Raw genomic sequence first — 24,361 nt, 5'->3', positions numbered from 1 at the left:
TCTTTTTTTGATATCTTGCAGCGCATGACAGAGGCCGCCGCCACGCAAACCCCCGAGATCGACGACTTCATCGATGCCCTCTGGCTCGAGGACGGGCTGTCGAAGAACACGCTGGCCGCCTACCGCCGCGACCTCGCGCTGTTCGCGCAATGGCTGGGCAGCCAGCGCAGCGGCCGCGCGCTCGACACGGCGCAGGAGTCCGACCTGCAGGCCTACATGGGCGCGCGCCTGTCGACCCGGGGCAAGGCCACCTCGGCCAACCGGCGGCTCACGGTGTTCAAGCGCTACTACCGCTGGGCGCTGCGCGAGCGCCGCATCGCAGCCGATCCGAGCATCCGGCTCGCGCCCGCGCGGCAGATGCCGCGGGCCGTCAAGACGCTGTCGGAAAAGCAGGTGGACGACCTGCTGGCCGCACCCGACGTGGAAACCCCACTTGGCCTGCGCGACCGCGCGATGCTCGAGCTGATGTATGCGAGCGGCCTGCGCGTGAGCGAGCTGGTGGCGCTCAAGGTCATCGACATGAGCCTCAACGACGGCGTGCTGCGCGTACTCGGCAAGGGCAGCAAGGAGCGCCTCGTGCCCTTCGGCGGCGAGGCGCGGCGCTGGATCGAGCGCTACCTGGACGAGTCGCGCCCCGCCATCCTCGACGGGCAGCAGACGCCCGACCTGTTCGTGACCGCGCGCGGCGCAGGCATGACGCGCGTGATGTTCTGGATCATCGTGAAGAAGCAGGCCGCCGCGGCCGGCATCCATGTGCCGCTGTCGCCCCACACGCTGCGCCACGCCTTCGCCACGCACCTGCTGAACCACGGCGTCGACCTGCGCGCGGTGCAATTGCTGCTCGGCCATGCCGACATCTCCACGACCACCATCTACACCCACGTGGCGCGCGAGCGCCTCAAGCAGCTGCATGCGCAGCACCACCCGCGCGGCTGAAGGCGCGGTGTTCCTTCACTTCACCAACAGCAAAGAGACTTCGTTCATGCAGAAAAGAATCTGGGTCGCGGCGGCATTGCTCGCTGCCGGCGGCGCACAGGCCCAGGCCATTCCCAAGACCATCCGCCTCATCGTGGCGTACCCCGCGGGCGGCGTCAGCGACGTGGTCGCGCGTGCGCTCGGCGACAGGCTCGCCGCGCAGATGGGCACCACGGTGGTGGTCGACAACCGCGCCGGCGCCAGCGGTGCCATCGGCATGGATGCCGTGGCCAAGGCCGCACCCGACGGTGCCACGCTGGGCTTCTCGGCCATCAGCCCGCTGGTGCTGAGTCCGCACCTCGGCAAGCTGCCCTTCGATCCGCTCAAGGACATCGCGCCGGTGGCGAGCGTGATGTATTCGCCGGTGCTGCTGATCGCCACGCCGGCCAGCAGGGCGCGCGACTTCCGCGCGCTGATCGCCGATGCCAAGGCGCAGCCCGGCGCGGTGCGCTGGGCCACCTCGGGGCCGGCATCGCTCGGCCACATCGTGCTCGAGCAGGTGAAGGCGGCCACGGGCGTCGATATCACGCACGTGCCCTACAAGGGCGGCGGCCAGCAGCTCAACGATGCGCTCGGCGGGCAGTTCGAGATTCTCTCGAGCAATGCGAGCCCCACGCTCACTTCGCACATCCGCTCGGGCAAGCTGCGTCCGCTGGCCGTGGGTGCGCCCGCGCGGCTCGAGAGCCTGCCGCAGGTGCCCACGCTGGGCGAGCTGGGCTTCAGTGCCGCGAACATCAATTCGGTGTTCGGCGTCTTCGCGCCCGCGGCCACGCCGCCCATATTGGTCGAGAAGTACAACGCCGAGATCAACAAGGCCCTGGCCAGCCCCGAGCTGCGCGCCAAGCTCACGGCCACCGACAACGTGCCGACCGGCGGCACCCCCGCGGCCTTCGCTGCGGAGATCGCCTCGGAGTTCGAAGGCAATGCGCGCATCGTGAAGGCCGCGAACATCAAGGCCGATTGACCCTGCGGCTTGTGGTCCCGATTTCCCTACCTTATAGTAGGTAGATGAGCAGCGCCATCGCCCCCTCGACCGCACTCGCCGCCGGCAGCACCCGGGAGCAGATCCTCGGGGTGGCGCGCCGCCTGATCGAAACGCGCTCTTACCTGGGCTTCAGCTTCCAGGATGTGGCCGATGCGGTCGGCGTCCGCAAGGCGAGCCTGTACCACCACTTTCCGACCAAGGAAGCGCTGGGCATTGCGGTGATCCGGCAGGCCACGCAGCTCTTCAAGGACTGGGACGCGGCGCGGGTGCGCACGCCGAAGGACGCGCTCGAATCCTATTTCCGCATGTACCGCGACACGCTCAAGGCAGGCTCGGGCATGTGCCCCGCGGGGGCGCTGGCGCCCGGCTGGGATTGCATCGACGAGGAACTGCGCCAGGCCGTGCAGGAACTGCGCAACACCCAGGTGCTGTGGCTCACGGGCGTGCTGGGCGCACTGGCGCCGGCCCGGCAGAAGAAGGGCGCATCGCTTGCATCGCAGGCGGCCTATGTGTTCTCGGTGTGCCAGGGCGCGCTGCTCGCATCGCGCATGACGGGCCGCGTCGAAGACTTCGACGAAGCCATTGCGCAGCTCAGGAGTTCCTTGCCCGGCTGATCGCCGGGCGGCCTCGCGGGCACGCGGCGCGTGCCTATTTTTTGACCTCGTTGCCTACCGATTGGATGGTAGGTTTCGCCAAGGAGTGTTTCCATGAAAGCCGTCATTTCCGCCTATGCCCGCTCGCCTTTCCACTTCGCGAAGAAGGGTGCGCTTGCCGAGGTGCGCCCCGACACGCTGGCCGCCGGCGTGGTTCGCGGCCTGCTGCAGCGCACCGACCTCGACCCCGCGCTGCTCGAGGACATCATCCTGGGCTGCGCCTACCCCGAGGCCTCGCAGGGCAACAATCTCGCTCGCATCGTCGGCCTGCTCGCGGGCCTGCCGCACGAGGTGGGCGGCATGACGGTCAACCGCTTCTGCGGCTCGTCGATGCAGGCGGTGCACATTGCCGCGGCGCAGATCGAGGCGGGCATGGGCGAGGCCTTCCTGTGCGTGGGCGTGGAGTCGATGACGATGGTGCCGCAGGGCGGCTTCAACTTCTCGCCCAACCCCGAACTGCAAGAAAACACCGATGCCTATATCTCGATGGGCGAGACCGCCGAGAACGTTGCGCAGCGTTGGAACGTGAGCCGCGCCGACCAGGAGGCCTTTGCGGTGGAGTCGCACCGCAAGGCCGCCGCTGCGCGCGCGCAAGGGCGGCTCGCGGGCGAGATCGTGCCGGTGCGCCTGGCCTCGGGCGAGGTGGTCGATGCCGACGGCTGCATCCGCCCGGCCACCTCGGCCGAGGCGCTGGCGGGCCTCAAGCCGGCGTTCCGTCCTGATGGCGTGGTGACGGCCGGCACCTCGTCGCCGCTGACCGACGGCGCCGCCGCCGTGCTCGTGACCAGCGATGCCTTCGCCGCGAAGCACGGCCTGCAGGCGCTCGCGCGCATCCGCGCGTTCGCGACCGTGGGCGTCGACCCAGCCATCATGGGCATCGGCCCGATTCCGGCCACGCGCAAGGCGCTGGCGCGCGCCGGGCTCAAGGCCGCCGACCTCGACGTGATCGAACTCAACGAGGCCTTCTCGTCGCAGGCGCTGGCCTGCATCCGCGACCTCGGCCTCGATGCGGCGAGGATCAATCTCGACGGCGGCGGCCTTGCCATCGGCCATCCGCTGGGCGCGACTGGTGCGCGCATCACGGGCAAGGCGGCGTCGCTGCTCGCGCGCGAGAACGGCCGCTATGCGCTGGCCACGCAATGCATCGGCGGCGGGCAGGGCATTGCCACGATTCTCGAGCGCATCTGAATAGTTCGAGAATGCGCGCAGGCACTACAAGGAACTCCCATGGCGGCACTCCCTGACGACACGGGCGCCAAGCGCGCGCTTTACCTCGAAGACCTGTCGGTCGGCGACCGCTTCCAGAGCGGCGAACATGCGCTGGATGTGGCGCAGATCAAGGCCTTTGCATCGCAGTTCGATCCGCAGCCCTTCCATACCGATGAAGAGGCCGCGAAGACCACCTTCTTCGGCGGCCTCGCGGCCAGCGGCTGGCACACGGCGGCGCTCACCATGAAGCTGATGGTGGAAAGCGGCATTCCGCTGGCCGAAGGCATCATCGGCTCGGGCGGCGAGCTGCAGTGGCCCAAGCCGACGCGGCCCGGCGACGTGCTGCACGTGGTGAGCGAGGTGCTCGACATCACGCCATCGCGGTCCAAGCCGGGCCGCGCGATGGTCACGATGCGCTGCCGCACGCTCAACCAGCGCGGCGAGGTGCTCCAGTACTTCACGCCCAAGCTGGTCGTGCACGCCCGGCCCGCGTAGGCCTGCCGTTCAGTCCCTGCCGCCGACCGAGAGCGCGCGCAGCTCTTCGGCGCTGAAGCCCGCGCGGCCACGGGCTTCGAGGTTGAAGGGCGGCTTCAGGCGCGGCGCTTCGTAGCGCGCCACGAGTTCTGGATAGGTCGCCTCCGGGTCGCGGCCGGCGCGTTCGCAGAGCCAGCGGTACCAGCGGTTGCCGATGGCCACGTGGCCCACTTCGTCGCGCAGGATGATGTCGAGGATCTCGACCGCGCGCAGCGCATCGGGCGTGTTCACGCGCTTGAGCTTGGCCTGGATCAGCGGCGTGGCGTCGAGCCCGCGCGCTTCGAGCGTGCGAGGCACCAGCGCCATGCGCGCGAGCACGTCGTCCCTGGTCTTCTCGCACATGCTCCAGAGTCCGTCGTGCCCGGGGAAGTCGCCGTAGCGCCAGCCCATGTCCTGCAGGTGCGCATGCAGCAGCGTGAAGTGCTGCGCCTCTTCGTCGGCCACGCGCAGCCAGTCGCGGTAGTAGGCCTCGGGCATGCCGTCGTAGCGCCAGACGGCGTCGAGCGCGAGGTTGATGGCGTTGAACTCGATGTGGCAGATCGAATGGATCAGCGCGGCGCGGCCTTCGGGCGTGAAGGGCGAGCGCTTCTGCACGGCGGTGGCGGCCACGCGCAGCGGCCGTTCGGGGCGGCCCGGCACGCCGACGTCATCGCCCACGACGCGCAGAGGGTCGGTCGCTATGGAATTGGTAGCGGCCAGGGCAGCAGTGGCGCGCGTTGCCGCAACTTTCTGTTCAGGGTCGGTGAGTCGCAGCGCGGCCAGCGCGCTCAATCGGGGGTGCATCCCTACAATTCTAGGTTTTGCCCCCGGAGACTCCACGATGGCCCTCTATGAACTCGACGGCGTTGCGCCGCAACTCGGCACCGGCGCCTGGGTCGCCGATAGCGCGGAGGTGATCGGCAACGTGCAGTTGGGCGACAACGCGAGCATCTGGTTCGGCGCGGTGCTGCGCGGCGACAACGAGAAGATGACCATCGGGCGCAACAGCAACGTGCAGGACATGTCGATGCTGCATTCCGACCCCGGCAGCCCGCTCACCATCGGCGAGAACGTCACCATCGGCCACCAGGTCATGCTGCATGGCTGCACCATCGGCGACAACTCGCTGATCGGCATCCAGGCGGTGGTCTTGAATAACGCGAAGATCGGCCGCAATTCGATTGTTGGCGCCGGCAGCGTCGTGACCGAGGGCAAGGAGTTTCCCGACAACTCCCTGATCTTCGGCTCGCCCGCCAAGGTGATGCGCACGATCAGCGACGAAGACGCCGCGCGCCTGCGGCACGGCTCCGATCACTACGTCAAGAATGCCATTCGCTATGCGAAGGGCTTGAAGAGGATTGGCTAACCCCCTGGCTTGCCCACTTCGTGTGGCCTCCCACCCCCTTGCAGGGGGCAATACCAGCGGCCCGGCGGAGCCGGTTCCGCGGTATTCCGCGCGAAGACTGCTTATTTAGAGAAGGATGATGTTTTGAGCGAGCTGCACAAATTCCTGTTCGATGGCCTGCCGGTGCGCGGCATGATCGTGCGCCTGACAGATGCGTGGCAGGAAATCCTGGCGCGGCGCGCCTCCAACACCGCCACCGGCGCCTACCCGCCGCCGGTGGCCGAACTGCTCGGCGAGATGACGGCCGCGGCCACGCTGATGCAGGCCAACATCAAGTTCAACGGCGCGCTGATCCTGCAGATCTTCGGCGATGGTCCGGTCAAGGTGGCCGTGGCCGAGGCCAAGCCCGACCTGAGCCTGCGTGCCACCGCCAAGGTGATCGGCGACCTGCCGGCCGATGCGCGCCTGCCCGAGATGGTCAACGTCAACAACAAGGGCCGCTGCGCCATCACGCTCGACCCCAAGGACAAGCTGCCGGGCACGACGCCCTACCAGGGCGTGGTGCCGCTGTTCGACGAGGAGGGCGAGAAGCTCGGCCGGCTCAGCGACGTGCTGCAGCACTACATGCTGCAAAGCGAGCAGCTCGACACCACGCTGGTGCTCGCGGCGGACGACCAGGTGGCGGCGGGCCTTTTGATCCAGCGCCTGCCGGTGAAGGGCGAGGGCAACCTCGAGGGCACTTCCGGCACTTCCGGCAAGGACCACGACCAGGCCAACGAAGACCAGATCGGCCGCAACGAGGACTACAACCGCATCTCGATCCTCGCTTCCAGCCTCACGCGCGACGAGCTGCTCACGCTCGACATCGAGACCATTCTTCGCCGCCTGTTCTGGGAAGAGAAGCTGCTGCGCTTCGAGCCGCAGGCGGGCCTGCTGGGTCCGCACTTCGCGTGCACCTGCGGCCGCGACCGCGTGGCGCAGATGATCCGCGGGCTCGGCGTCGAGGAGGCCGAGGAGATCCTGGCCGAGCGCGGCGACATCGAGGTGGGCTGCGACTTCTGCGGCAAGCAGTACCGCTTCGATGCGGTCGATGCGGCGCAGATCTTCAGGCCGCCGACGGACCAGATCCCGGGCAGCCCGATCGTCCAGTAACGCTTTTCACCGGGGCGAGATTCGGCGCGCCGGTGAGCCGGCCGCGCGCTCCGCTCAGCGCGGCACCTTGCCGTCGAAATCGCTGAACGCGATGTCGGGCGCGCTGGTGTTGTGGCGCGAAGGCAGGCTGCGCCCGAAGCGCACCTGCGTGGCGTTCAGCGTCTTCACGTCGGGCAGCGGCAGCACCTGCTCCGCGGCCTCGGGCGATTCCTGCCAGCGCAGCTCGCTCACGTCGGCGTTGTCGGGCGCCACGTACATCGAGCGCAGCACGGCAAAGGGCCGCGCGCTCGCCGTGGGCTTGGAAAGCGTCACGTCGAGTGCGGTGCGCTCGCGGCTGATCTCGGACACCTTGGCCACGGCGCTGCCGCCGCCGACGAAGCGCAGGTGGATGGCCAGCGGCTTCGGCACGATGCGGATCGATGCGATGTCGACCACCGGCCGGCTGCCCTGTTCGACCGGGCCGAGCAGGAACGAGGAGCCATACACCCCGTCGCCGAAGCGCGCCTGCGGCAGCGGCTTGATGCGCCAGTAGCCGTCGGCCGGGTAGAGCACCAGCGCTTCGAGCGCCTTGCCCTCTTCCTTGCGGAAGATCTGCAGCATGTGGAAGCCGCGGTCCGTGCGCGCGCCCACGCGCACCGGCACCTGCTGCGGCCGCCAGAAGCTGGGCAGCGTCATGCCGACGATGCGCCACTGCGCGTCGTCGAGCAGCACCACGCGGCGCGGCTTGAACTTGTGCGCGGGATCGGTGGGATGCGCGCCGCCGTCGAAGTTGCAGCCCGAGAAGTCGGGGGCGGTGACGTCGTTGCCGATGCTGTCGAGGTAGGCCGGCTGCAGCGCCTCGATGCGCATGCGCCGGATGCCTTCGCCGCGCAGCACCAGCGACACGTTGTCTTCCTCGGCGCAGGCGGTGGCCGTGGTGGCGTTCTCCACGGTGGCGGCGACAGGCGCGGCCGTGGCAGCCGTTGCCAGCAGCCCGGCAAGGAAGAAGCCGCAAAAGCGAGAGAAGCGAGGCGGGAACATCGATCAGGTCTCCGAGCTGGGGGTTGAAGGCGTGTCGTCGCGGCGTCCGATCAGGTCGCTGAAAAGCCGATGCTCGCATTCCGGGTCTGAGCACTTCTCGCAAGGCCATGACCAGGAAGCGGGTTTGGATTCGAGGCGGCTCCGTGCGCGGGCCCGGCCTTCGCTGCCGGCAATGGAATTGATGGCGTTCCACGCATTGGAGAGCCTTTCGCTGCCGGTGCCGTGCACCACGGCGAAAGAAAGCCCCGCGCCCGCGAGCGCCGCACGCACCAGCGCATCGGTGGGTTCGCGCGCGTGGTCGCCATCGCGCAGCGGGTCGGCGATCCACGGGATGTCGAGCGCGGTCAGCAGGGTGATCGCGCAGCGCGCCTGCGCCGCCAGCGCGTCGGCATGCAGCGAGGTGTCGCCGAACAGCAGTTCGCTGTAGACCGCGGTCATGAGGGCCGTGGTGTCGGCCACCACCACGCCCGAAGCGGCCGCGGCTTCGATGCGGCGCGTCTGCTCCTCTGCAATGGCCCGCTGCTCGTCGGGGCGCGGCGTGCGGCCTTCGCGCTCGCACCATTCGCGCAGGTATTCGCCCACCAGCGTGGTGGCAATGCCGCGTTCCTGCAGGCGTTGCGCGAGCGCGCGGGCGAGTTCGGTCTTGCCGGTGCTCTCGGCACCGAGCAGCGCAATCACGCATCCGGTCGGCAAGGTGGGCGTCATGCGCGCGCTGCCGCCCCGCCGTGCATGCGCGCACGCCACGCAAGAAAGCCTGCCACGCTGAGCACCGCGAACACGGCGTAGAGCCCGACCGTGAGCCACAGGCCCTTGTGGATGAAGAGACCCACGCTCACGACGTTCACCGCCAGCCACACCAGCCAGTTCTCGATGAACTTGCGCCCGAGCAGGAACTGGCCGACGAGGCTGAGCCCGGTCGAGAAGCCGTCCCACCAGGGCACGTCGGTGTCGGTGAAGCGGCGCAGGAAGAGCGCGACCGCGGGCCATGCCAGTGCGCAGGCCGCGAGTGCCAGCGCCACGCCGCGCGGCGAAAGCCGGCTCACGCGCAATGCGCTGCCATCGGCGCGGTGGCCGCGCAGCCATTGCGACCAGCCCCAGAGCGCGACCACGGCGAAGAACACCTGCAGCGAGGCGTCGCCGTAGATGCGTGCCTGCGCGAACACGGCCACGTAGAGCAGCGAACTGAGGATCGCCAGCGGCCAGCCCCAATGGATCTCGCGCATGTTGCAGCCGACCATCGCAACCGCCAGCACCGCCGCCACGAGTTCGAGCCAGCTGACCGGTGAGCCCCAGAGCGCGAATGCGGGGGCCGAGAAGAACTCGGGCATCAGCGCGTCAGGCGTCGAGCGCCGCCGGGCCGCCCCAAGGCGCGAGCGGCCCCCTCGGGGGGCAGCGAGGACACGCAGTGCCGAGCGTGGGGGCCATATTCAGTGCGTGACCTGAACGAACACTTCGTTGGGCTTGACCATGCCCAGCTCCTGCCGCGCACGCTCTTCGACCATCTCGAGGCCGATCTTGAGGTCGTTGACTTCGGAGGCCAGCCGCTCGTTGTTGACCACGGCCTTGGCGTTGGCCGCCTTCTGGTCGGCCAGCTTGGACTGCAGCTGCGCCACGTCGCGCACGCTGCCGCGCCCGTTCCACAGCTGCCACTGCAGGATGACCAGCAGCAGCAACAGCACGATGGGTGGAACGAGGCGCGAGCGCATGCCGCCGGCTTCGCGTGCTACTTCAGGTTGTAGAACGCGCCGCGGCCGGGATAGCTGGCGATGTCGCCGAGGTCTTCCTCGATGCGCAGCAGCTGGTTGTACTTGGCGATGCGGTCCGAACGCGAGAGCGAACCGGTCTTGATCTGGCCCGCGTTGGTGCCCACCGCGATGTCGGCGATGGTGCTGTCCTCGGTTTCGCCCGAGCGGTGCGAGATGACGGCCGTGTAGCCCGCGCGCTTGGCCATCTCGATGGCGGCGAAGGTCTCGGTCAGCGTGCCGATCTGGTTGATCTTGATCAGGATCGAGTTGGCAATGCCCTTGTCGATGCCTTCCTGCAGGATCTTGGTGTTGGTGACGAACAGGTCGTCGCCCACCAGCTGCACGCGCTTGCCCAGGCGTTCGGTCAGCAGCTTCCAGCCGTCCCAGTCGCCTTCGTGCATGCCGTCCTCGATGCTGATGATCGGGTACTTGTCGACCCAGGTGGCCAGCATGTCGGCCCAGTTGCCGGCCGACAGCGTGAGGTTCTCGCCCGAGAGCACGTAGTTGCCGTCCTTGTAGAACTCGCTCGCGGCGCAGTCCAGGCCGAGCGCAATCTGCTCGCCCGCCACGAAGCCGGCCTTGTCGATGGCTTCGAGGATCAGCTGGATGGCCGCTTCATGGCTTTCGACGCTGGGCGCGAAACCGCCTTCGTCGCCGACGGCCGTGCTGATGCCGCGGTCGCCCAGGATCTTCTTGAGCGCATGGAACACCTCGGCGCCGTAGCGCACGGCTTCGCGGAAGCTCGGCGCGCCCACGGGGATGATCATGAACTCCTGCAGGTCCAGGCTGTTGTTGGCGTGCGCGCCGCCGTTGATGACGTTCATCATCGGCACCGGCAGCTGCATGCCGCCCATGCCGCCGAAGTAGCGGTACAGCGGCAGGCCCGACTCCTCGGCCGCGGCGCGTGCCACCGCCATCGAGACGGCGAGGGTGGCGTTGGCGCCCAGGCGGCCCTTGTTGTCGGTGCCGTCCAGGTCGATCATCGTGCGGTCGAGGAAGGCCTGCTCGCTGGCGTCCAGGCCGAGCACGGATTCCGAGATCTCGGTGTTGATGTTCTCCACCGCCTTGAGCACGCCCTTGCCGAGGTAGCGCTTCTTGTCGCCGTCGCGCAGCTCGATGGCTTCGCGCGAACCGGTCGATGCGCCCGAGGGCACGGCCGCGCGGCCCATGGTGCCCGATTCGAGCAGAACGTCGCACTCGACGGTGGGATTGCCGCGGCTGTCGAGGATTTCACGGCCGACGATGTCTACGATTGCACTCATGCGTTTCTCTTTCTTTCAGTCTCGATTCGATTGATCAAAGGCCTTCGACAGCGACCATGCGCATCACCGCGGCGCCGGCACGGGCTTCGCGTGCCTTCAGGTATTCGGGCGTTTCGTAGAAGGCCTTGGCCTTCTCGAAGCTGGGGAACTTCAGGATGACGAGGCGCGAAGGCGTCCAATCGCCCTCGAGCACTTCGACCTGGCCGCCGCGCACGCACACCTCGGCGCCGTGCGCCTGCATCGCGGCGCTCGACCACTTCTTGTATTCCTCGTACTGCGCCGGATTGGTGACCTCGACGTGGGCGATGACATAACCACTGCTCATGATTGAAAGACGTCCTCTAGAAATGCGTTCTTCTTGGTGACCTGGTCGAGCGCCAGCAGCGTCTCGAGCAGGGCCTTCATGTGCTTGAGCGGCACGGCGTTGGGGCCGTCGCTCAGCGCCTTGGCGGGATCGGGGTGCGTTTCCATGAAAAGGCCGGCCACGCCCACGGCCACGGCCGCGCGCGAGAGCACCGGCACCATTTCGCGCTGGCCGCCCGAGGTCGTGCCCTGGCCGCCCGGCAGCTGCACCGAGTGGGTGGCGTCGAACACCACGGGCGCGCCGGTCTCGCGCATGATCGCGAGCGAGCGCATGTCCGACACCAGGTTGTTGTAGCCGAAGCTCGCGCCGCGCTCGCAGGCCATGAAGCTGTCTTCGGGCAGGCCGGCTTCCTTGGCGGCAGCGCGCGCCTTGTCGATCACGTTCTTCATGTCGTGCGGCGCAAGGAACTGGCCCTTCTTGATGTTCACCGGCTTGCCCGACTGCGCCACCGCGCGGATGAAGTCGGTCTGGCGGCACAGGAAGGCGGGCGTCTGCAGCACGTCGACCACCTTGGCGGCCTCGGTGATGTCGTCCTCGGTATGGACGTCGGTCAGCACGGGCAGGCCGAGCTCGCGCTTCACCTTGGCCAGGATCTCCAGGCCCTTCTCGCGGCCCGGGCCGCGAAAGCTGGTGCCCGAGGAGCGGTTGGCCTTGTCGAAGCTGCTCTTGAAGATGAACGGAATGCCCAGCGAGGAAGTGATTTCCTTCAGCGTGCCGGCCGTGTCCATCTGCAATTGCTCGGATTCGACCACGCAGGGGCCGGCAATCAAAAAGAAAGGCTGGTCGAGCCCGATGTCGAATCCGCAGAGTTTCATGCCACAGCCTTCAGGTTCTTTGCGCCGCCCGCGCTCCGGGCCTTGTGGTCGAGCGCCGCCTTGATGAAGGCATTGAAGAGCGGATGGCCGCTCCACGGCGTCGACTTGAATTCAGGGTGGAACTGCACGCCCATGAACCACGGGTGCACGTCCTGCGGCAGTTCGACGATCTCGGTCAGGTGCTCGCGCTGCGTCAGCGCCGAGATGACCAGGCCGGCGGCGCGCAGTTCGTCGAGGTAGTTGACGTTGGCTTCGTAGCGGTGGCGGTGGCGTTCGGTCACCACGTCGCCGTAGATGCTGTGGGCCAGCGTGCCGGCCGAGACGTCGGAGCTTTGAGCGCCCAGGCGCATGGTGCCGCCGAGGTCGGACTTCTCGTTGCGCGTCTTCACGGTGCCGTCGGCGTCCTTCCACTCGGTGATCAGCGCGATCACGGGGCAGGGCGTTTCGGGGTCGAATTCGGTGCTGTTGGCGTTCTTGAGGCCCGCCACGTGGCGCGCGTATTCGATGGTGGCCACCTGCATGCCCAGGCAGATGCCAAGGTAGGGCACCTTGCCTTCGCGCGCGAAGCGGGCGGCCGAGATCTTGCCCTCGACGCCGCGCTGGCCGAAGCCGCCGGGCACCAGGATCGCGTCGTACTTGGCGAGCCGCGAGACATCTTGCGGGGATATGGTTTCGGAATCGATGTAGTCGATCTTCACGCGCGCATGGTTCTTCATGCCGGCGTGGCGCAGCGCCTCGTTCAGCGACTTGTAGCTGTCGGACAGGTCGACGTACTTGCCGACCATCGCGATGCTGACTTCCTGCTGCGGATGCTCGACCTCGTACACCAGCTCGTCCCAGCGCTGCAGCTTGGCCGGCGGCGTGTTGATGCGCAGCTTGTCGCAGATCAGGCCGTCCAGGCCCTGCTCGTGCAGCATGCGCGGCACCTTGTAGATGGTGTCGACGTCCCACATGGAGATCACGCCCCATTCGGGCACGTTCGAGAACAGCGAGATCTTGGCGCGCTCGTCGTCGGGAATCGGGCGGTCGGCGCGGCACAGCAGCGCGTCGGCCTGGATGCCGATGGCGCGCAGCTCCTTGGCGGTGTGCTGCGTGGGCTTGGTCTTGAGCTCGCCGGCGGCGGCGATCCACGGTACGTAGGAGAGGTGCACGAAGGCCGAGTTGTTCGGGCCCATGCGCAGGCTCATCTGGCGCACGGCTTCGAGGAAGGGCAGCGATTCGATGTCGCCCACCGTGCCGCCGATCTCGACGATGGCCACGTCCACCTCATGCGCGGTGCCCAGGCCGGCGCCGCGCTTGATGTATTCCTGGATCTCGTTGGTGATGTGCGGAATCACCTGCACCGTCTTGCCCAGGTAGTCGCCGCGGCGCTCCTTCTCGAGCACGGTCTTGTAGATCTGGCCAGTGGTGAAGTTGTTGGCCTTGCGCATCCGCGTGGTGATGAAGCGCTCGTAGTGGCCGAGGTCGAGGTCGGTCTCGGCACCGTCGTCGGTGACGAACACCTCGCCATGCTGGAACGGTGACATCGTGCCGGGGTCGACATTGATGTACGGATCGAGCTTGATGAGGGTGACCTTGAGGCCGCGCGATTCGAGGATCGCGGCGAGGGAGGCGGAGGCGATTCCCTTGCCAAGGGAAGATACGACACCACCGGTGACGAAGACAAATTTGGTCATGCCAGTTCCGGACCAGAGATCCGGGCAGTGGGAAATTGCGATTATAGGTGTCCCCTTTGTGCCCCTTCGGCCCAAGGCCATCCCGTTCCTGATCTTGTCGGTATGTGAGCAACAATATGACTCATGCAAGATCTCGCCGGCAAACACATCGTCCTGGGCCTTACCGGTGGTATCGCCTGCTACAAGTCGGCCGAGCTGTGCCGCCTGTTCGTGAAGGCGGGCGCCACCGTCCAGGTCGTGATGACCGAGGCGGCCGAGCAGTTCATCACGCCGGTCACGATGCAGGCGCTCTCGGGGCGCACCGTCTACACCTCGCAGTGGGACGTGCGCGAGCCCAACAACATGCCGCACATCAACCTGAGCCGCGAGGCCGACGCCATCGTGCTGGCGCCCTGCAGCGCCGACTTCATCGCGCGGCTGGTGCAGGGCCGGGCCGACGACCTGCTGAGCCTGATGTGCCTCGCCCGACCCATGGACCGCGTGCCGCTCCTGATCGCGCCGGCCATGAACCGCGAGATGTGGGCGCATCCCGCCACCCAGCGCAACCTGGTGCAGGTGGCGGCCGACGGCGCCACAGTGCTGGGCGTGGGCAGCGGCTGGCAGGCCTGCGGGGAGACCGGCGACGGGCGCATGCTCGAGCCGGCGCAGCTGCTCGAGGACATCACGGCCTTCTTCGTGCCCAAGCTGCTGGCGGGCCAGAAGGTGCTGGTGACCGCGGGCCCCACCTTCGAGCCGCTCGATCCGATCCGCGGCATCACCAACCATTCGTCCGGCAAGATGGGCTTTGCCATTGCGCGCGCTGCGCGCGAGGCCGGTGCCGAAGTCACGCTGGTGGCCGGCCCGGTGCACCTGCCGACGCCGCGCGGGGTGAGCCGCATCGACGTGCTCAGCGCGCAGGACATGCTCGAAGCCACCCTTCACGCCGCGCAGACCGCTAGCATTTTTGTAGCGACGGCGGCTGTCGCCGACTGGCGGCCCGCCACCCATAGCGAGCAAAAGATCAAGAAGGACGGCAGCGGCAAGACGCCGGTGCTCAATTTCGTCGAGAACGCCGACATCCTGCTGGCGGTGGCCAAGAGCGAACGCGCGCAGGCCCGCAAGCTGTTCTGCGTGGGCTTCGCGGCCGAGAGCGAGAACCTGGCCGAGCACGCCAAGGCCAAGCGCGAGCGCAAGGGAATTCCGCTCCTGGTCGGCAACATCGGGCCGCTGACCTTCGGGCAGGACGACAATGCACTGCTGCTGGTGGACGCAACGAGCACGCGCGAACTGCCGCGTGCGCCCAAGCTCACCCTGGCACGCGAACTCATGACCGAGATCGCCGCCCGGCTGCCCGACTGGAGAGTCTGATGAACCCCCAATGGAACACGCCGCCCAATGGCGACTTCGCCAGTTACGTCGAGCGGCTGTCGGCCCAGGCCGCGCTGCCGAAGCGGGCGGCGCACGAGGGCGACCACGGCCTGGACGTGGGCATCACGCCCGCACCGGGCGCGCAGGGCGCGGCAGCGGCCGCGGCCCAGCGGCGCGAATCGTCGAACGGAGATGCCTCCGCGCCAGGCGCCGGGGCGCTGGCGCCCATGGCGCTCAAGCTCATGGCCGCCGTGGGGGCCGTGGTGCTGCTGGCGCTGTGGTCGGCCGGCGTTTCCCTCGTTGTGCTGGTGTTCCTGGCGGGCGCGGCTTTCTGGCTCGCCAGCAAGCTCAAGGGACTGAAGCTCACACCCGGTGTCGCCAAGTGGCAGCAGCTGCTCGAGGAAGCCGCCCGCAAGCAAAGAGAACAGCAACACAAGCAAGGCAAGTAGAAGTGAAAGTAGACGTCCGTATCCTCGATCCACGCATGGTGGACCAATTGCCCGCCTATGCCACGCCCGGCAGCGCAGGGCTCGATCTCCGGGCCTGCCTCGATGCGCCGATCACGCTGGAGCCCAACGGCTGGCAGCTCGTGGGCACCGGCATCGCGATCCACCTGGCCGACCCGGCCTATGCGGCGCTGATCCTCCCGCGCTCGGGCCTCGGCCACAAGCACGGCATCGTGCTCGGCAATCTGGTGGGCCTGATCGACAGCGACTACCAGGGCGAACTCAAGATCAGCGCCTGGAACCGCAGCGACACACCGTTCGTGCTCCAGCCGATGGAGCGGCTCGCGCAGCTCGTGATCGTGCCGGTGGTGCAGGCGCAGTTTCGCGTGGTCACAGAATTTGCAGCCTCGCAACGCGGCGAAGGCGGCTACGGCTCCACCGGCAAGCACTGACCGCTCCCCGTCTTTGCGCGGCTTCGTGTCGGGCCCGTAAAGACCGGAACTGGCGGTTCGCGGCGCGCTCCTACGTTTCGGTGTGTGTCCTGCGTCATCCCCACGGCGGGCAAGACGTTGGATACAGGCTTTGGCGCATCGGGATGCGCCGATTTATCCGAGGAGCCTCTCAACATGAAAATTTCAACGCGCTTCATTTCCATTGCCGCTTCCGTGGTGGCGCTTGCCACGCTCACGGCCTGCGTTGCTCCCGCGCCGGTCTATCACACGACGCGCTATCCCTACCAGGCGCCGCCGCAGGCGGTGCCCTACCAGGAGGCGGCCTATGTCGAATACGGCCACGTCGCCAACATCGAGGTGCTGCGCAGCGAAACCGGGGGCACCGGCACCACCGGCGGCGGCGCGGTGGCGGGCGGTGTGCTCGGCGGCGTGGTGGGCAACCAGTTCGGGCACGGCAGCGGCCGCGCCGCGGCCACCGCGCTGGGCATCGTGGGCGGCGCGCTGCTGGGCAACACCATCGAGGGACAGGCCAACGGGCCGCGCGCCTACGAGAGCTACCGCATCTCGGTGCAGACCGACCGCGGCGGCTACCGTGCCTTCGACGTGCAGCATCCGGGCGACCTGCGCATCGGCGACCGCGTGCGCATCGACAACGGCCAGATCTCGCGCATGTAGCCCGTGCGCCGCAGCAAGCAAAAAGCCGGGCAATGCCCGGCTTTTTTTGCTTGCTTCGGCGGTTTGTTCAGCCGGCAGTCAGTGCAGCAGGTCGTTGCCGGGCGCCGTGGGCGGCACCTTGAAGAAGGCCGTGCCCGCCGTGCCGCGGCCGACTTCTTCTTCCGTGGCCTCGCGCACCGAGCGCACCGTGATGTCGAGCCGGATCGCGATGCCGGCGAGCGGATGGTTGCCGTCGAGCACCAGGTGGTCCGGGTAGATCTCGGCCACGGTGTAGATCACGTCCTTGGGCATGGCGTCGCTCACGCCTGGGGGCAGGGCGGCGCCGTCGAAGGTCATGCCTTCCTCGGTGCCTTCGGGGAACAGCGAACGCGGCTCCAGAAAGAGCAGCTGGTCGTTGAAGTCGCCGAAGCCCTGTTCGGGCTCGAGCTGCAATTGCACCCGTGCGCCGGGCTCGTGGCCCTGCAGGGCGGCTTCGATCACGTCGAAGAGGTCATCGCCTCCCACCATGAATTCCACCGGTTCGTCGAGCACGTCCAGAACTTCGCCCAGGGTGTCTTTCATCGTCCAGGTCAGGCCGACCACGCATTGTTCAGAGATTTCCATTGCAGAATTCTCCCATGGAGATTACACAACCGCTGCCGTTGCTCGGCGGCCTGAGCGCCGCGCAGTTCATGCGGCGGCACTGGCAGAAGAAACCGTTGCTGGTGCGCCAGGCCATACCCGCCATGGTGCCACCGATCGAGCGCAGCGCGCTCTTTGCCCTGGCCGAGCGCGAGGACGTCGAATCGCGCCTCATCCGCCACGGCAAGGCCGGCTGGACGCTCAGGCACGGGCCGCTCGCGCGGCGCGCGCTGCCGCCGCGCAAGCAGCCGGCCTGGACGCTGCTGGTGCAGGGCGTCGACCTGCATCACGACGGCGTGCATGCGCTGCTGCAGCAGTTCCGCTTCCTGCCCGATGCGCGGCTGGACGACCTGATGATCAGCTATGCGAGCGACCAGGGCGGCGTGGGCGCGCATTTCGACAGCTACGACGTGTTCCTGCTGCAGGCGCAGGGCAGGCGGCGCTGGTCGATCGGCCGGCAGAGCGACCTGCGCCTGCAGCAGGGCGTGCCGCTCAAGATCCTCGAGAACTTCGAGCCCGAGCAGAGCTTTGTGCTCGAGCCGGGCGACATGCTGTACCTGCCGCCGCGCTATGCGCACGACGGCGTGGCGGTCGGCGACAACTGCATGACCTGCTCCATCGGCCTGCGGTCGTCCGCGGTGGGGGAGCTTGGCGCCGACCTGCTGGCGCGCGTGGCGCAGGCCTATGCCGAGGCGCTCGAAGATGCGGGCCCGGCCGAGCTCGCGCGCTACCGCGATCCGACGCAGCCCGCGGTCGAGGCGCCGGCCGCGATGCCGGCCGCGCTGCAGGCCTTTGCGCGCAAGGCGGTCGACGCCGCGCTGCGCGATCCGGACGCCATCGACCGCGCGCTGGGCGAATCGCTGACCGAGCCCAAGGCCAACGTCTGGTTCGACTCTGAAGGCGCCGAGGCACCGGCGGAACTGCACGCCGTGGCGCTCGACCGCCGCACGCGCATGCTCTACGACGCGCGGCACCTCTACATCAACGGCGAGAGCTTTCGGGCAGGCGGGGCCGATGCAACGCTGATGCGGCGGCTGGCCGACCGGCGCGCGCTCGGGCCGCGCGAACTGGCGCGCGCGAGCGACGGTGCGCTCGCACTGCTGGCCGAGTGGTGCGAAGCGGGGTGGGCCCATGCCGAGTGAGAGTTTCGCGGCGGCCGCACCGGCCTTGCCCGAGGGACGCTTCGATGGCCCCGAAGCCTTCGCGGGCATGGTGCGGGCCGCGCTGTCGAACGCAGCCCGGCAGGGGTGGAAAGAGCTGGTCTTCAGCGACCCCGACTTTGCCGACTGGCCGCTCGGCGAGCGGGCCAGCATCGACGCGCTCCAGGCCTGGTCGGCCGCGGGCCGCCGCTTCGTGCTGCTGGCGCAGCGCTTCGATGCGGTCGAACGTTCACATGCGCGCTTCGTTGCGTGGCGGCGCATGTGGGGCCACATCATCGAATGCCGCGCGGTGCGTGCGGAGGCGGGCAGCACCGCGGTGCCGAGCGCCATCTGGACGCCCGGGTGGTTCGTCCAACGCACCGATCCCGAGCGCAGCCGGGGCCTGTGCGGCTTCGATCCGCGGGCGCGGCGCGAACTGCGTGAAACAATCGATGAGTCGTGGCGAGTGGGCGTTGCCGCCTTTCCGGCGTCGACACTGGGCTTGTAAGCCAATGCCGCGAATGAGGCCGCGAGACACAAACGGGCGGCGATGCGGGTCTAGAATTTTTTCGTTCTGACATCCATTGCCAAAGGAGTTTCCATGAAGAAGTCATCGTCCGTCCTGCTCGCTTCGTTGATCGCCGCTGCCGCACTCGTGGCCTGCGGAAAGAAAGAGGACGCCGCGCCGGCGGTTGTGACACCCCCGCCCGCCCCGGTGACCGAACCGGCCCCGCCGCCGCCCGCCGCCGCACCGGCCCCGTCGACCAGCACCGATCCGTCGGCCGCAACCACGCCTTCGCCGGGTGCATCCTCGGCGCTGGACGCCGCCAATGCCGCGACCGAGGCCGCCAAGAAGAACGAAGCGCCGAAGCAATAGACCCGGGTGTTCGTTCACCCAGCAAAAAGCCGCCTGGTGGCGGCTTTTTGCATGGGGGCGCGCAACAGCAACGCCGCGCGATCACACGTCCAGCCAGGGCGAGCCTTCCGACGCACTGGCCGTGAGCATCTCGGCCTCGTGCCCGCCGAGGGCTTCGGCCATCAGGCGCCGCACGATGTCGGGACGGTTGTTCTGCTCGCTCAGATGGGCCGCGACCACGTGGCGCAGGCCGTCGTGGCGCACCGCGCGTGCGATTTCCGCGGCCGCATCGTTCGACAGGTGTCCGTGCCTGCCGCCAACGCGCAGCTTCAGGAAGGCCGGATAGGCCGAATTGGCGAGCAGTTCGCTGTCGTGGTTGAACTCGAGCAGCAGCGCATGCACGCCGCTCAGGCGGGCCAGCACATGCGCGGTGGCATGGCCGAGGTCGGTCAGCACGCCCAGCGTGCGCGCGCCGTCGGAGCAGCGAAGCTGCAGCGGCTCGCGCGCATCGTGCGGCACGGTGAAAGGCCGCACCGCGATGTCGCCGACCGCAAACTCGGCATCGTCCCGCGCCAGGTTGAGCCGGCCTTCGAAATCGCGGGCCCCGGTGGCCAGCCAGGTGCCTTCGCTCATCCAGACGGGAATGCGGCTGCGCCGCGACAGCGAGTGGGCGCAGCCGATGTGGTCGCCGTGCTCGTGGGTGATGAAGACCGCGTCGATGTCGCCGGCTTCGAGGCCGGCCTTGGCAAGCCGAATATCGAGTTGCCGCAGGCCGAAGCCGCAGTCGACCAGGAGCCGCGAAGTGCGCCCGCCGCTGGTGGATTCCACCAGCGCGGCGTTGCCCGTGCTGCCGCTGCCGAGGCTTCGGAAGCGGAGCATGCGGCTTACTTCAGGTCGTCGGCGATGACCTGGACGATGCGCTGCGCGTTCGCCGAGGTTTCGGGCGCGCCGTTCGCGTTCAGCACCGAGACCGTGGTGCTCTCGCCCTGGCCGCCCTTCACGAGGATGCGGAACTTGATCGGTGCTTCGTTCTTCTCGGAGCTGCCGAACAGCTTGCCGAAGAAGCCGGGCTCCTTCTTGTCGGGGTTCGGGGTCACGTAGCGCACGTAGTAGATGCCGGCGCTGCGGTCGCGGTCCTCCACGGTGAAGCCGGTGCGGTCGAGCGCCAGGCCCACGCGGCGCCATGCGCGGTCGAAACCTTCGTTGATCTGCACGACCGGCTGGCCGCTCACGTTGGCGACGGTCGCGGTCTTGGAGGGCGCCGTGGTGGCGGCCAGGATCTTCGACTGCTCTTGCGTCACGCCGAGCTTGACCATCAGGCGGCGCAGGAACTCGGTCTCGAGCTCAGGATCGCTCGGACGCGGCTGCCACACGGTCTGGTCCTGGCGGCTGTTGTTGTAGACCTCCTGCATGCCGCGGTGGCTGATGAAGATCTCGGTGCCCGTGGGCGTGCGCTCCAGGCGCGTGCGGAAGCGGTCGAGCTCGCCGGTCGAGTAGACCGAGTCGACCAGCTTGCCCAGCGTGCCGCGGATGATGTCCTGCGGCAGCTTGGCGCGGTTCTCGGCCCAGTCGGTTTCCATGATGCCGAGGTTGCGCTGCTCGGTGGTCAGGAGGAAGCCGCTTTCCTGCCAGAAGTCCTTCACCGGATCCCAGAGCTGGTCGGGCGAGCGGTTGATGACGATCCAGCGCTGCGTGCCCGAGCGCTCCATGCGCACGTCGCCGATGTTGGCCACCGCGGTGGGAATGCCCGGCGCATTGGCGGCACCGGCCTGGTAGGCGTTGGCCGTGACCGCACCGCCCGGCACCGCATAGCGGTTCTCGCGCGAGAGCTGCGACAGGTCGGGCGGGACTTCGAGCGTCGGGGCCTTGCCGGCGCTCTTGTAGTCGATCTTGTCGCTCTCGAGAACGGAGCAGGCGGCGAGGCTGACAACGAGGGTGGCCAGCAATGCAGCTCGCGAAATGTGCGAAAGGTTCTTCAACGTCGTCTTCCTTGTTGGAATGGGTTCGGTCAATCTGTGGGCCGCTTTGCCCGCACTCTCTGAGCACGGTTCAGGCAAAAGGTTGCGTAACCTCGATGCGGCAGGGGAAAGCGATGGGAGGTGTCGGGAAGAAAAGCGGGGAGGGTCAGCCCTTGAGCAGGCCGGTGGCGCGCAAGGCAGCCTCGACCACGGGCCGGTTCGTTTCCGCCAGCTCGGTGAGCGGCAGCCGCAATGCGCCGCCGCACAGCCCGAGCCTGGACATGGCCCACTTCAGCGGGATCGGGTTGGGCTCCACGAACAGGTGGCGGTGCAGCGGCATCAGCTCGAACTGGATCTGCATCGCGCGGCGTACATCGCCTGCGATGGCCGCCACGCACAGCTCGTGCATCTTGCGCGGCGCGATGTTGGCCGTGACGCTGATGTTGCCCTGGCCGCCGCAGAGCATGAGGGCGACTGCAGTGGGGTCGTCGCCCGAATAGACGGCAAAGTTCTTGGGCAGGTCGCGGATGAGCCACTGCGCGCGCTCGATGTTGCCGGTGGCTTCCTTGATGCCGATGATGCCCGGCACCTGCGCGAGGCGCAGCACGGTGTCGTGCGCCATATCGGCCACGGTGCGGCCCGGCACGTTGTACAGCACGGTGGGCAGGTCGCCCACGGCTTCGGCGATGGCCTTGAAGTGCTGGTACTGGCCTTCCTGCGTCGGCTTGTTGTAGTAGGGCACGACCTGCAGCTGCGAATCGGCGCCCACGCCCTTGGCGAACTTGGCGAGCTCGATGGCTTCCTTGGTCGAGTTGGCGCCGCAGCCGGCCATCACGGGCACGCGGCCCTTGGCCTGCTCGACCGCCACGCGGATGATCTCGCAATGCTCTTCCACGTCGACCGTGGGCGATTCGCCGGTGGTGCCGACCACGCCGAGGCAATCGGTGCCTTCGTCGATGTGCCAGTCGATCAGCCGGCGAAGGGCGGGGTAGTCGACACTGCCGTCGTCGTGCATCGGCGTGGCGAGAGCGACGATGCTGCCTGTCAGTTGCTCCAAGGGGAATCTCTCTGTCGGGTGGACGAAAGCGCCGATTCTACTGACTCCGGCATTCCCGGAAACGGCCGCCCCGGCGGGCTCAGTTTCCCTGCAGCAGATGGCGCGGGGGCTGGCCGGCGTCGGCATTGCCGGCGCGGATGGCCGCGATGCGCTGCACGAAGCGCGCCGGTTCGGCAACAAAGCCGTCCTCGTAGGCCACCACGCGCAAATCCTTGCATGCGGCCAGCAGTTCGCCGGGCTGCAGCAGGAAGTCGGGGCGCGAGGGCTTGCCCACCGTCTCGTTGCCGGCCGCGAAGGTTTCGTACAGAAGCACGCCGCCGGGGGCGACCGCGGCCACGATGTCCGCCATGCGCGGGCGCCACAGGTAGTTGGTGACGACCACCGCGCCGAAGGCCTGGCCCGCGAACGGCCAGGGGCCGGCCTCGATGTCGGCGACCAGCACGCGGCCGAAGGCGCCCGCGGCCTCGGCGGCTTCCGCCGAGCGGTCCACGCCCGTCGCCGCATGCCCGCGCGCCGCGAACCACCGCATGTGCCGCCCATGGCCGCAGGCCACGTCGAGCACGGTGGCCCCAGGGGCGAGCAGGTGCGACCACCGCACGATCCATCCCGACGGCTCCGGTCCGCCATGCGAAGGCGCTACATCTTTCATAGCAATCAGAAACAAGACCAGACCTGGTCGACCAGCGTGACCAGGAAATCCGGGTGCACGTAGAGCGCAAAGACGCCGCCCAGCGCCGCCAGCGCGGCGGCCAGCCAGCCGGCGTGCACGAGGCGGTGGCGCATCTGCGGAGTCATGGGGCCATTGTCCACGGCCAGGGTCAGCCGGGCATGGCGGCCGGCCGGCCGCCGCGCGCGATGGCGCTTTCCTTCACCGGCAGGTTGATCAGCGCCGCGAACACGCCCAGCGCGATCGCGATGTACCAGACGATGTCGTAGCTGCCCGTGGTGTCGTACAGGTAGCCGCCCAGCCAGACGCCGATGAACGAGCCGACCTGGTGGCTCAGGAACACGAAGCCGCTGAGCATCGACAGGTGCGCCACGCCGAAGATGCCCGCGATGATCGCGTTGGTGGCGGGTACCGTCGACAGCCAGAGAAAGCCCATGGCCGCCGAGAACACGTACACGCTGAGCGGCGAAATGGGCGCCAGGAGGAACAGCGCGATCGAGACCGCCCGCGCAAAGTAGATGGCCGCCAGGATCTTGCGCTTGGCCAGCTTCTGGCCCAGCAGCCCGACCGTGTAGGTGCCGAACACGTTGAAGAGCCCGATCAGCGCCAGCGCGTAGCCCGCCACCTCGGCTGGCAGGCGCTGGTCGCGCAGGTAGGTCGGCATGTGGATGCCGATGAAGGCGAGCTGGAAGCCGCAGACGAAATACCCCGCCATCAGCAGCCCGAAGCTCGGGTAGCGGAAGGCCTCGCCCACCGCCTGCAGCACCGACTGGTCACGGTGCCCGGCGAGCGCGCCGCGCTGCGGTTCGCGCAGGCCGAAGGCCAGCGGCATGATCACCAGCGCCAGCATCGCCACCGCCGCAAGCGCGCTCTGCCAGCCCAGCTGCCTGATCAAGAGCCCCTCGATCGGCGCCAAAAGGAACTGCCCGAAGGAGCCGGCCGCCGCCGCCACGCCCATGGCCCAGGAGCGCCGCTCGGCCGGGATCTGGCGCCCGATCACGCCGTAGACGACCGCATAGGTGGTGCCGGCTTGCGCCGCGCCGATCAGCACGCCGGCGCTCAGCGTGAACAGCAGCGGCGTGGGCGAATACGCCATGCCCAGCAGGCCCAGCGCATAGAAGGCCGTGCCGGCGATCAGCACCCGGAAGGCGCCGAAGCGATCCGCCACCATGCCCGCGAACACGCCGAAGATGCCCCACGACAGGTTCTGCACGGCCAGCGCGAACGAGAAGGTCTGGCGGCTCCAGTCCTGCGCCTGCGTGATCGGCTGCAGCCAGAGGCCGAAGCCGTGGCGGATGCCCATGGAGAGCGTGACGATCATGGCGCCGCAGATCAGCACCTGCTTGATCGAGAGAGTGGGAGAAGAGGCTTGCATGGCGTCGAATGTAGCGACTGGCCACTTTGGCAGGTGCGCTGGCGGCCAAGGCCA

At 68.1% G+C, this 24,361-nt stretch carries 30 protein-coding genes; 14 read left to right on the top strand and 16 right to left on the bottom strand.

Annotated features, from left to right (window positions below; all coding sequences use genetic code 11):
- The first annotated feature begins 24 nt into the window (after positions 1-24).
- From xerD to ACAM58_RS16730, 5 genes are all read left to right on the top strand, one after another.
- On the top strand, positions 25-936 hold the full coding sequence (gene xerD, locus ACAM58_RS16750; protein WP_062366489.1) for a site-specific tyrosine recombinase XerD: 912 nt from the start codon (positions 25-27) through the stop codon (positions 934-936).
- A 46-nt stretch (positions 937-982) separates the two neighbouring features.
- Positions 983-1,939: a tripartite tricarboxylate transporter substrate binding protein gene (locus ACAM58_RS16745; protein ID WP_028256224.1), complete on the top strand. Its 957-nt coding sequence runs from the start codon at positions 983-985 to the stop codon at positions 1,937-1,939.
- A gap of 44 nt (positions 1,940-1,983) precedes the next feature.
- Positions 1,984-2,574 (top strand): TetR/AcrR family transcriptional regulator, encoded by a 591-nt coding sequence (locus ACAM58_RS16740; RefSeq protein WP_028256225.1) that lies wholly within the window; start codon positions 1,984-1,986, stop codon positions 2,572-2,574.
- 93 nt (positions 2,575-2,667) lie between these two features.
- A complete protein-coding gene (locus ACAM58_RS16735; RefSeq protein WP_369663116.1) occupies positions 2,668-3,801 on the top strand; it encodes an acetyl-CoA C-acyltransferase in 1,134 nt (377 codons plus the stop codon).
- Positions 3,802-3,840: 39 nt separating this feature from the next.
- Positions 3,841-4,317: a MaoC family dehydratase gene (locus ACAM58_RS16730; protein WP_012748551.1), complete on the top strand. Its 477-nt coding sequence runs from the start codon at positions 3,841-3,843 to the stop codon at positions 4,315-4,317.
- A 9-nt stretch (positions 4,318-4,326) separates the two neighbouring features.
- On the opposite strand, the gene ACAM58_RS16725 is transcribed toward ACAM58_RS16730, so the two are convergent.
- Positions 4,327-5,139: a ferritin-like domain-containing protein gene (locus tag ACAM58_RS16725; RefSeq protein ID WP_369663115.1), complete on the bottom strand. Its 813-nt coding sequence runs from the start codon at positions 5,137-5,139 to the stop codon at positions 4,327-4,329.
- Between the two features lie 37 nt (positions 5,140-5,176).
- Here ACAM58_RS16725 and ACAM58_RS16720 point away from each other — a divergent pair, with 37 nt between their 5' ends.
- Positions 5,177-5,701 (top strand): gamma carbonic anhydrase family protein, encoded by a 525-nt coding sequence (locus ACAM58_RS16720; RefSeq protein ID WP_278876574.1) that lies wholly within the window; start codon positions 5,177-5,179, stop codon positions 5,699-5,701.
- A 123-nt stretch (positions 5,702-5,824) separates the two neighbouring features.
- Positions 5,825-6,832, top strand: a complete 1,008-nt coding sequence (locus ACAM58_RS16715) for an Hsp33 family molecular chaperone HslO (RefSeq protein WP_012748548.1) — start codon at positions 5,825-5,827, stop codon at positions 6,830-6,832.
- Between the two features lie 54 nt (positions 6,833-6,886).
- Here ACAM58_RS16715 and ACAM58_RS16710 read toward each other — a convergent pair whose 3' ends face one another.
- The 8 genes from ACAM58_RS16710 to ACAM58_RS16675 form a co-directional block, all read right to left on the bottom strand.
- Positions 6,887-7,852, bottom strand: coding sequence for a hypothetical protein (locus ACAM58_RS16710; RefSeq protein ID WP_062366497.1), 966 nt, complete (start codon positions 7,850-7,852; stop codon positions 6,887-6,889).
- 3 nt (positions 7,853-7,855) lie between these two features.
- Positions 7,856-8,557, bottom strand: a complete 702-nt coding sequence (locus tag ACAM58_RS16705; protein WP_369663114.1) for an AAA family ATPase — start codon at positions 8,555-8,557, stop codon at positions 7,856-7,858.
- Entirely contained in the window at positions 8,554-9,180 is a 627-nt protein-coding gene (gene pnuC / locus ACAM58_RS16700; RefSeq protein ID WP_369663113.1) for a nicotinamide riboside transporter PnuC, read from the bottom strand. The genes ACAM58_RS16705 and pnuC overlap by 4 nt, the downstream gene beginning before the upstream one ends.
- A 99-nt stretch (positions 9,181-9,279) precedes the next feature.
- Positions 9,280-9,558, bottom strand: coding sequence for a cell division protein FtsB (gene ftsB / locus ACAM58_RS16695; RefSeq protein ID WP_012748544.1), 279 nt, complete (start codon positions 9,556-9,558; stop codon positions 9,280-9,282).
- A gap of 17 nt (positions 9,559-9,575) precedes the next feature.
- Positions 9,576-10,859 (bottom strand): phosphopyruvate hydratase, encoded by a 1,284-nt coding sequence (gene eno, locus ACAM58_RS16690; RefSeq protein WP_012748543.1) that lies wholly within the window; start codon positions 10,857-10,859, stop codon positions 9,576-9,578.
- A 34-nt stretch (positions 10,860-10,893) separates the two neighbouring features.
- Positions 10,894-11,184 (bottom strand): DUF1330 domain-containing protein, encoded by a 291-nt coding sequence (locus ACAM58_RS16685; protein WP_012748542.1) that lies wholly within the window; start codon positions 11,182-11,184, stop codon positions 10,894-10,896.
- Positions 11,181-12,038, bottom strand: a complete 858-nt coding sequence (gene kdsA, locus ACAM58_RS16680; RefSeq protein WP_012748541.1) for a 3-deoxy-8-phosphooctulonate synthase — start codon at positions 12,036-12,038, stop codon at positions 11,181-11,183. Before kdsA ends, ACAM58_RS16685 begins: the two co-directional genes overlap by 4 nt.
- On the bottom strand, positions 12,035-13,714 hold the full coding sequence (locus ACAM58_RS16675) for a CTP synthase (RefSeq protein WP_012748540.1): 1,680 nt from the start codon (positions 13,712-13,714) through the stop codon (positions 12,035-12,037). The genes kdsA and ACAM58_RS16675 overlap by 4 nt, the downstream gene beginning before the upstream one ends.
- Before the next feature lie 123 nt (positions 13,715-13,837).
- Between ACAM58_RS16675 and coaBC the strand changes: the two genes are divergently transcribed.
- The 4 genes from coaBC (at position 13,838) to ACAM58_RS16655 (ending at position 16,634) form a co-directional block, all read left to right on the top strand.
- Positions 13,838-15,061 (top strand): bifunctional phosphopantothenoylcysteine decarboxylase/phosphopantothenate--cysteine ligase CoaBC, encoded by a 1,224-nt coding sequence (gene coaBC, locus ACAM58_RS16670; protein ID WP_028256232.1) that lies wholly within the window; start codon positions 13,838-13,840, stop codon positions 15,059-15,061.
- Positions 15,061-15,510, top strand: coding sequence for a hypothetical protein (locus tag ACAM58_RS16665; RefSeq protein WP_018905901.1), 450 nt, complete (start codon positions 15,061-15,063; stop codon positions 15,508-15,510). Before coaBC ends, ACAM58_RS16665 begins: the two co-directional genes overlap by 1 nt.
- A gap of 2 nt (positions 15,511-15,512) precedes the next feature.
- Positions 15,513-15,959, top strand: a complete 447-nt coding sequence (gene dut / locus ACAM58_RS16660) for a dUTP diphosphatase (protein WP_012748537.1) — start codon at positions 15,513-15,515, stop codon at positions 15,957-15,959.
- 174 nt (positions 15,960-16,133) lie between these two features.
- A complete protein-coding gene (locus tag ACAM58_RS16655; RefSeq protein WP_012748536.1) occupies positions 16,134-16,634 on the top strand; it encodes a glycine zipper 2TM domain-containing protein in 501 nt (166 codons plus the stop codon).
- A gap of 78 nt (positions 16,635-16,712) precedes the next feature.
- On the opposite strand, the gene ACAM58_RS16650 is transcribed toward ACAM58_RS16655, so the two are convergent.
- Positions 16,713-17,237, bottom strand: a complete 525-nt coding sequence (locus ACAM58_RS16650) for a peptidylprolyl isomerase (RefSeq protein WP_012748535.1) — start codon at positions 17,235-17,237, stop codon at positions 16,713-16,715.
- A 14-nt stretch (positions 17,238-17,251) separates the two neighbouring features.
- Between ACAM58_RS16650 and ACAM58_RS16645 the strand changes: the two genes are divergently transcribed.
- The 3 genes from ACAM58_RS16645 (at position 17,252) to ACAM58_RS16635 (ending at position 19,271) form a co-directional block, all read left to right on the top strand.
- Positions 17,252-18,397: a cupin domain-containing protein gene (locus tag ACAM58_RS16645; protein ID WP_012748534.1), complete on the top strand. Its 1,146-nt coding sequence runs from the start codon at positions 17,252-17,254 to the stop codon at positions 18,395-18,397.
- Positions 18,387-18,902 (top strand): hypothetical protein, encoded by a 516-nt coding sequence (locus tag ACAM58_RS16640; RefSeq protein WP_012748533.1) that lies wholly within the window; start codon positions 18,387-18,389, stop codon positions 18,900-18,902. Before ACAM58_RS16645 ends, ACAM58_RS16640 begins: the two co-directional genes overlap by 11 nt.
- A 93-nt stretch (positions 18,903-18,995) precedes the next feature.
- Positions 18,996-19,271, top strand: a complete 276-nt coding sequence (locus ACAM58_RS16635) for a hypothetical protein (protein WP_012748532.1) — start codon at positions 18,996-18,998, stop codon at positions 19,269-19,271.
- Positions 19,272-19,352: 81 nt separating this feature from the next.
- Here the strand turns inward: ACAM58_RS16635 and ACAM58_RS16630 are convergent, their stop codons facing one another.
- From ACAM58_RS16630 to ACAM58_RS16605, 6 genes are all read right to left on the bottom strand, one after another.
- On the bottom strand, positions 19,353-20,129 hold the full coding sequence (locus tag ACAM58_RS16630) for an MBL fold metallo-hydrolase (protein WP_012748531.1): 777 nt from the start codon (positions 20,127-20,129) through the stop codon (positions 19,353-19,355).
- Between the two features lie 5 nt (positions 20,130-20,134).
- Entirely contained in the window at positions 20,135-21,229 is a 1,095-nt protein-coding gene (bamC, locus tag ACAM58_RS16625) for an outer membrane protein assembly factor BamC (protein ID WP_012748530.1), read from the bottom strand.
- A gap of 145 nt (positions 21,230-21,374) precedes the next feature.
- Positions 21,375-22,265 carry a 4-hydroxy-tetrahydrodipicolinate synthase gene (gene dapA, locus ACAM58_RS16620; RefSeq protein ID WP_012748529.1) on the bottom strand — a complete coding sequence of 297 codons (891 nt, stop codon included), beginning with the start codon at positions 22,263-22,265 and terminating at the stop codon, positions 21,375-21,377.
- A 79-nt stretch (positions 22,266-22,344) separates the two neighbouring features.
- Positions 22,345-22,914, bottom strand: coding sequence for a class I SAM-dependent methyltransferase (locus ACAM58_RS16615; protein ID WP_012748528.1), 570 nt, complete (start codon positions 22,912-22,914; stop codon positions 22,345-22,347).
- Positions 22,915-22,919: 5 nt separating this feature from the next.
- The gene (locus ACAM58_RS16610; RefSeq protein ID WP_012748527.1) at positions 22,920-23,060 is read right to left on the bottom strand and encodes a hypothetical protein; all 141 of its coding nucleotides are present in this window, start codon (positions 23,058-23,060) and stop codon (positions 22,920-22,922) included.
- A 23-nt stretch (positions 23,061-23,083) separates the two neighbouring features.
- Positions 23,084-24,307 carry an MFS transporter gene (locus ACAM58_RS16605; RefSeq protein ID WP_012748526.1) on the bottom strand — a complete coding sequence of 408 codons (1,224 nt, stop codon included), beginning with the start codon at positions 24,305-24,307 and terminating at the stop codon, positions 23,084-23,086.
- Positions 24,308-24,361 lie beyond the last annotated feature (54 nt).

The sequence above is a fragment of the Variovorax sp. V116 genome (assembly GCF_041154435.1).
Classification (GTDB): domain Bacteria; phylum Pseudomonadota; class Gammaproteobacteria; order Burkholderiales; family Burkholderiaceae_C; genus Variovorax; species Variovorax paradoxus.
Note: the sequence above shows the minus strand (reverse complement) of the source record. Positions and strands in the feature narration are given on the sequence as shown.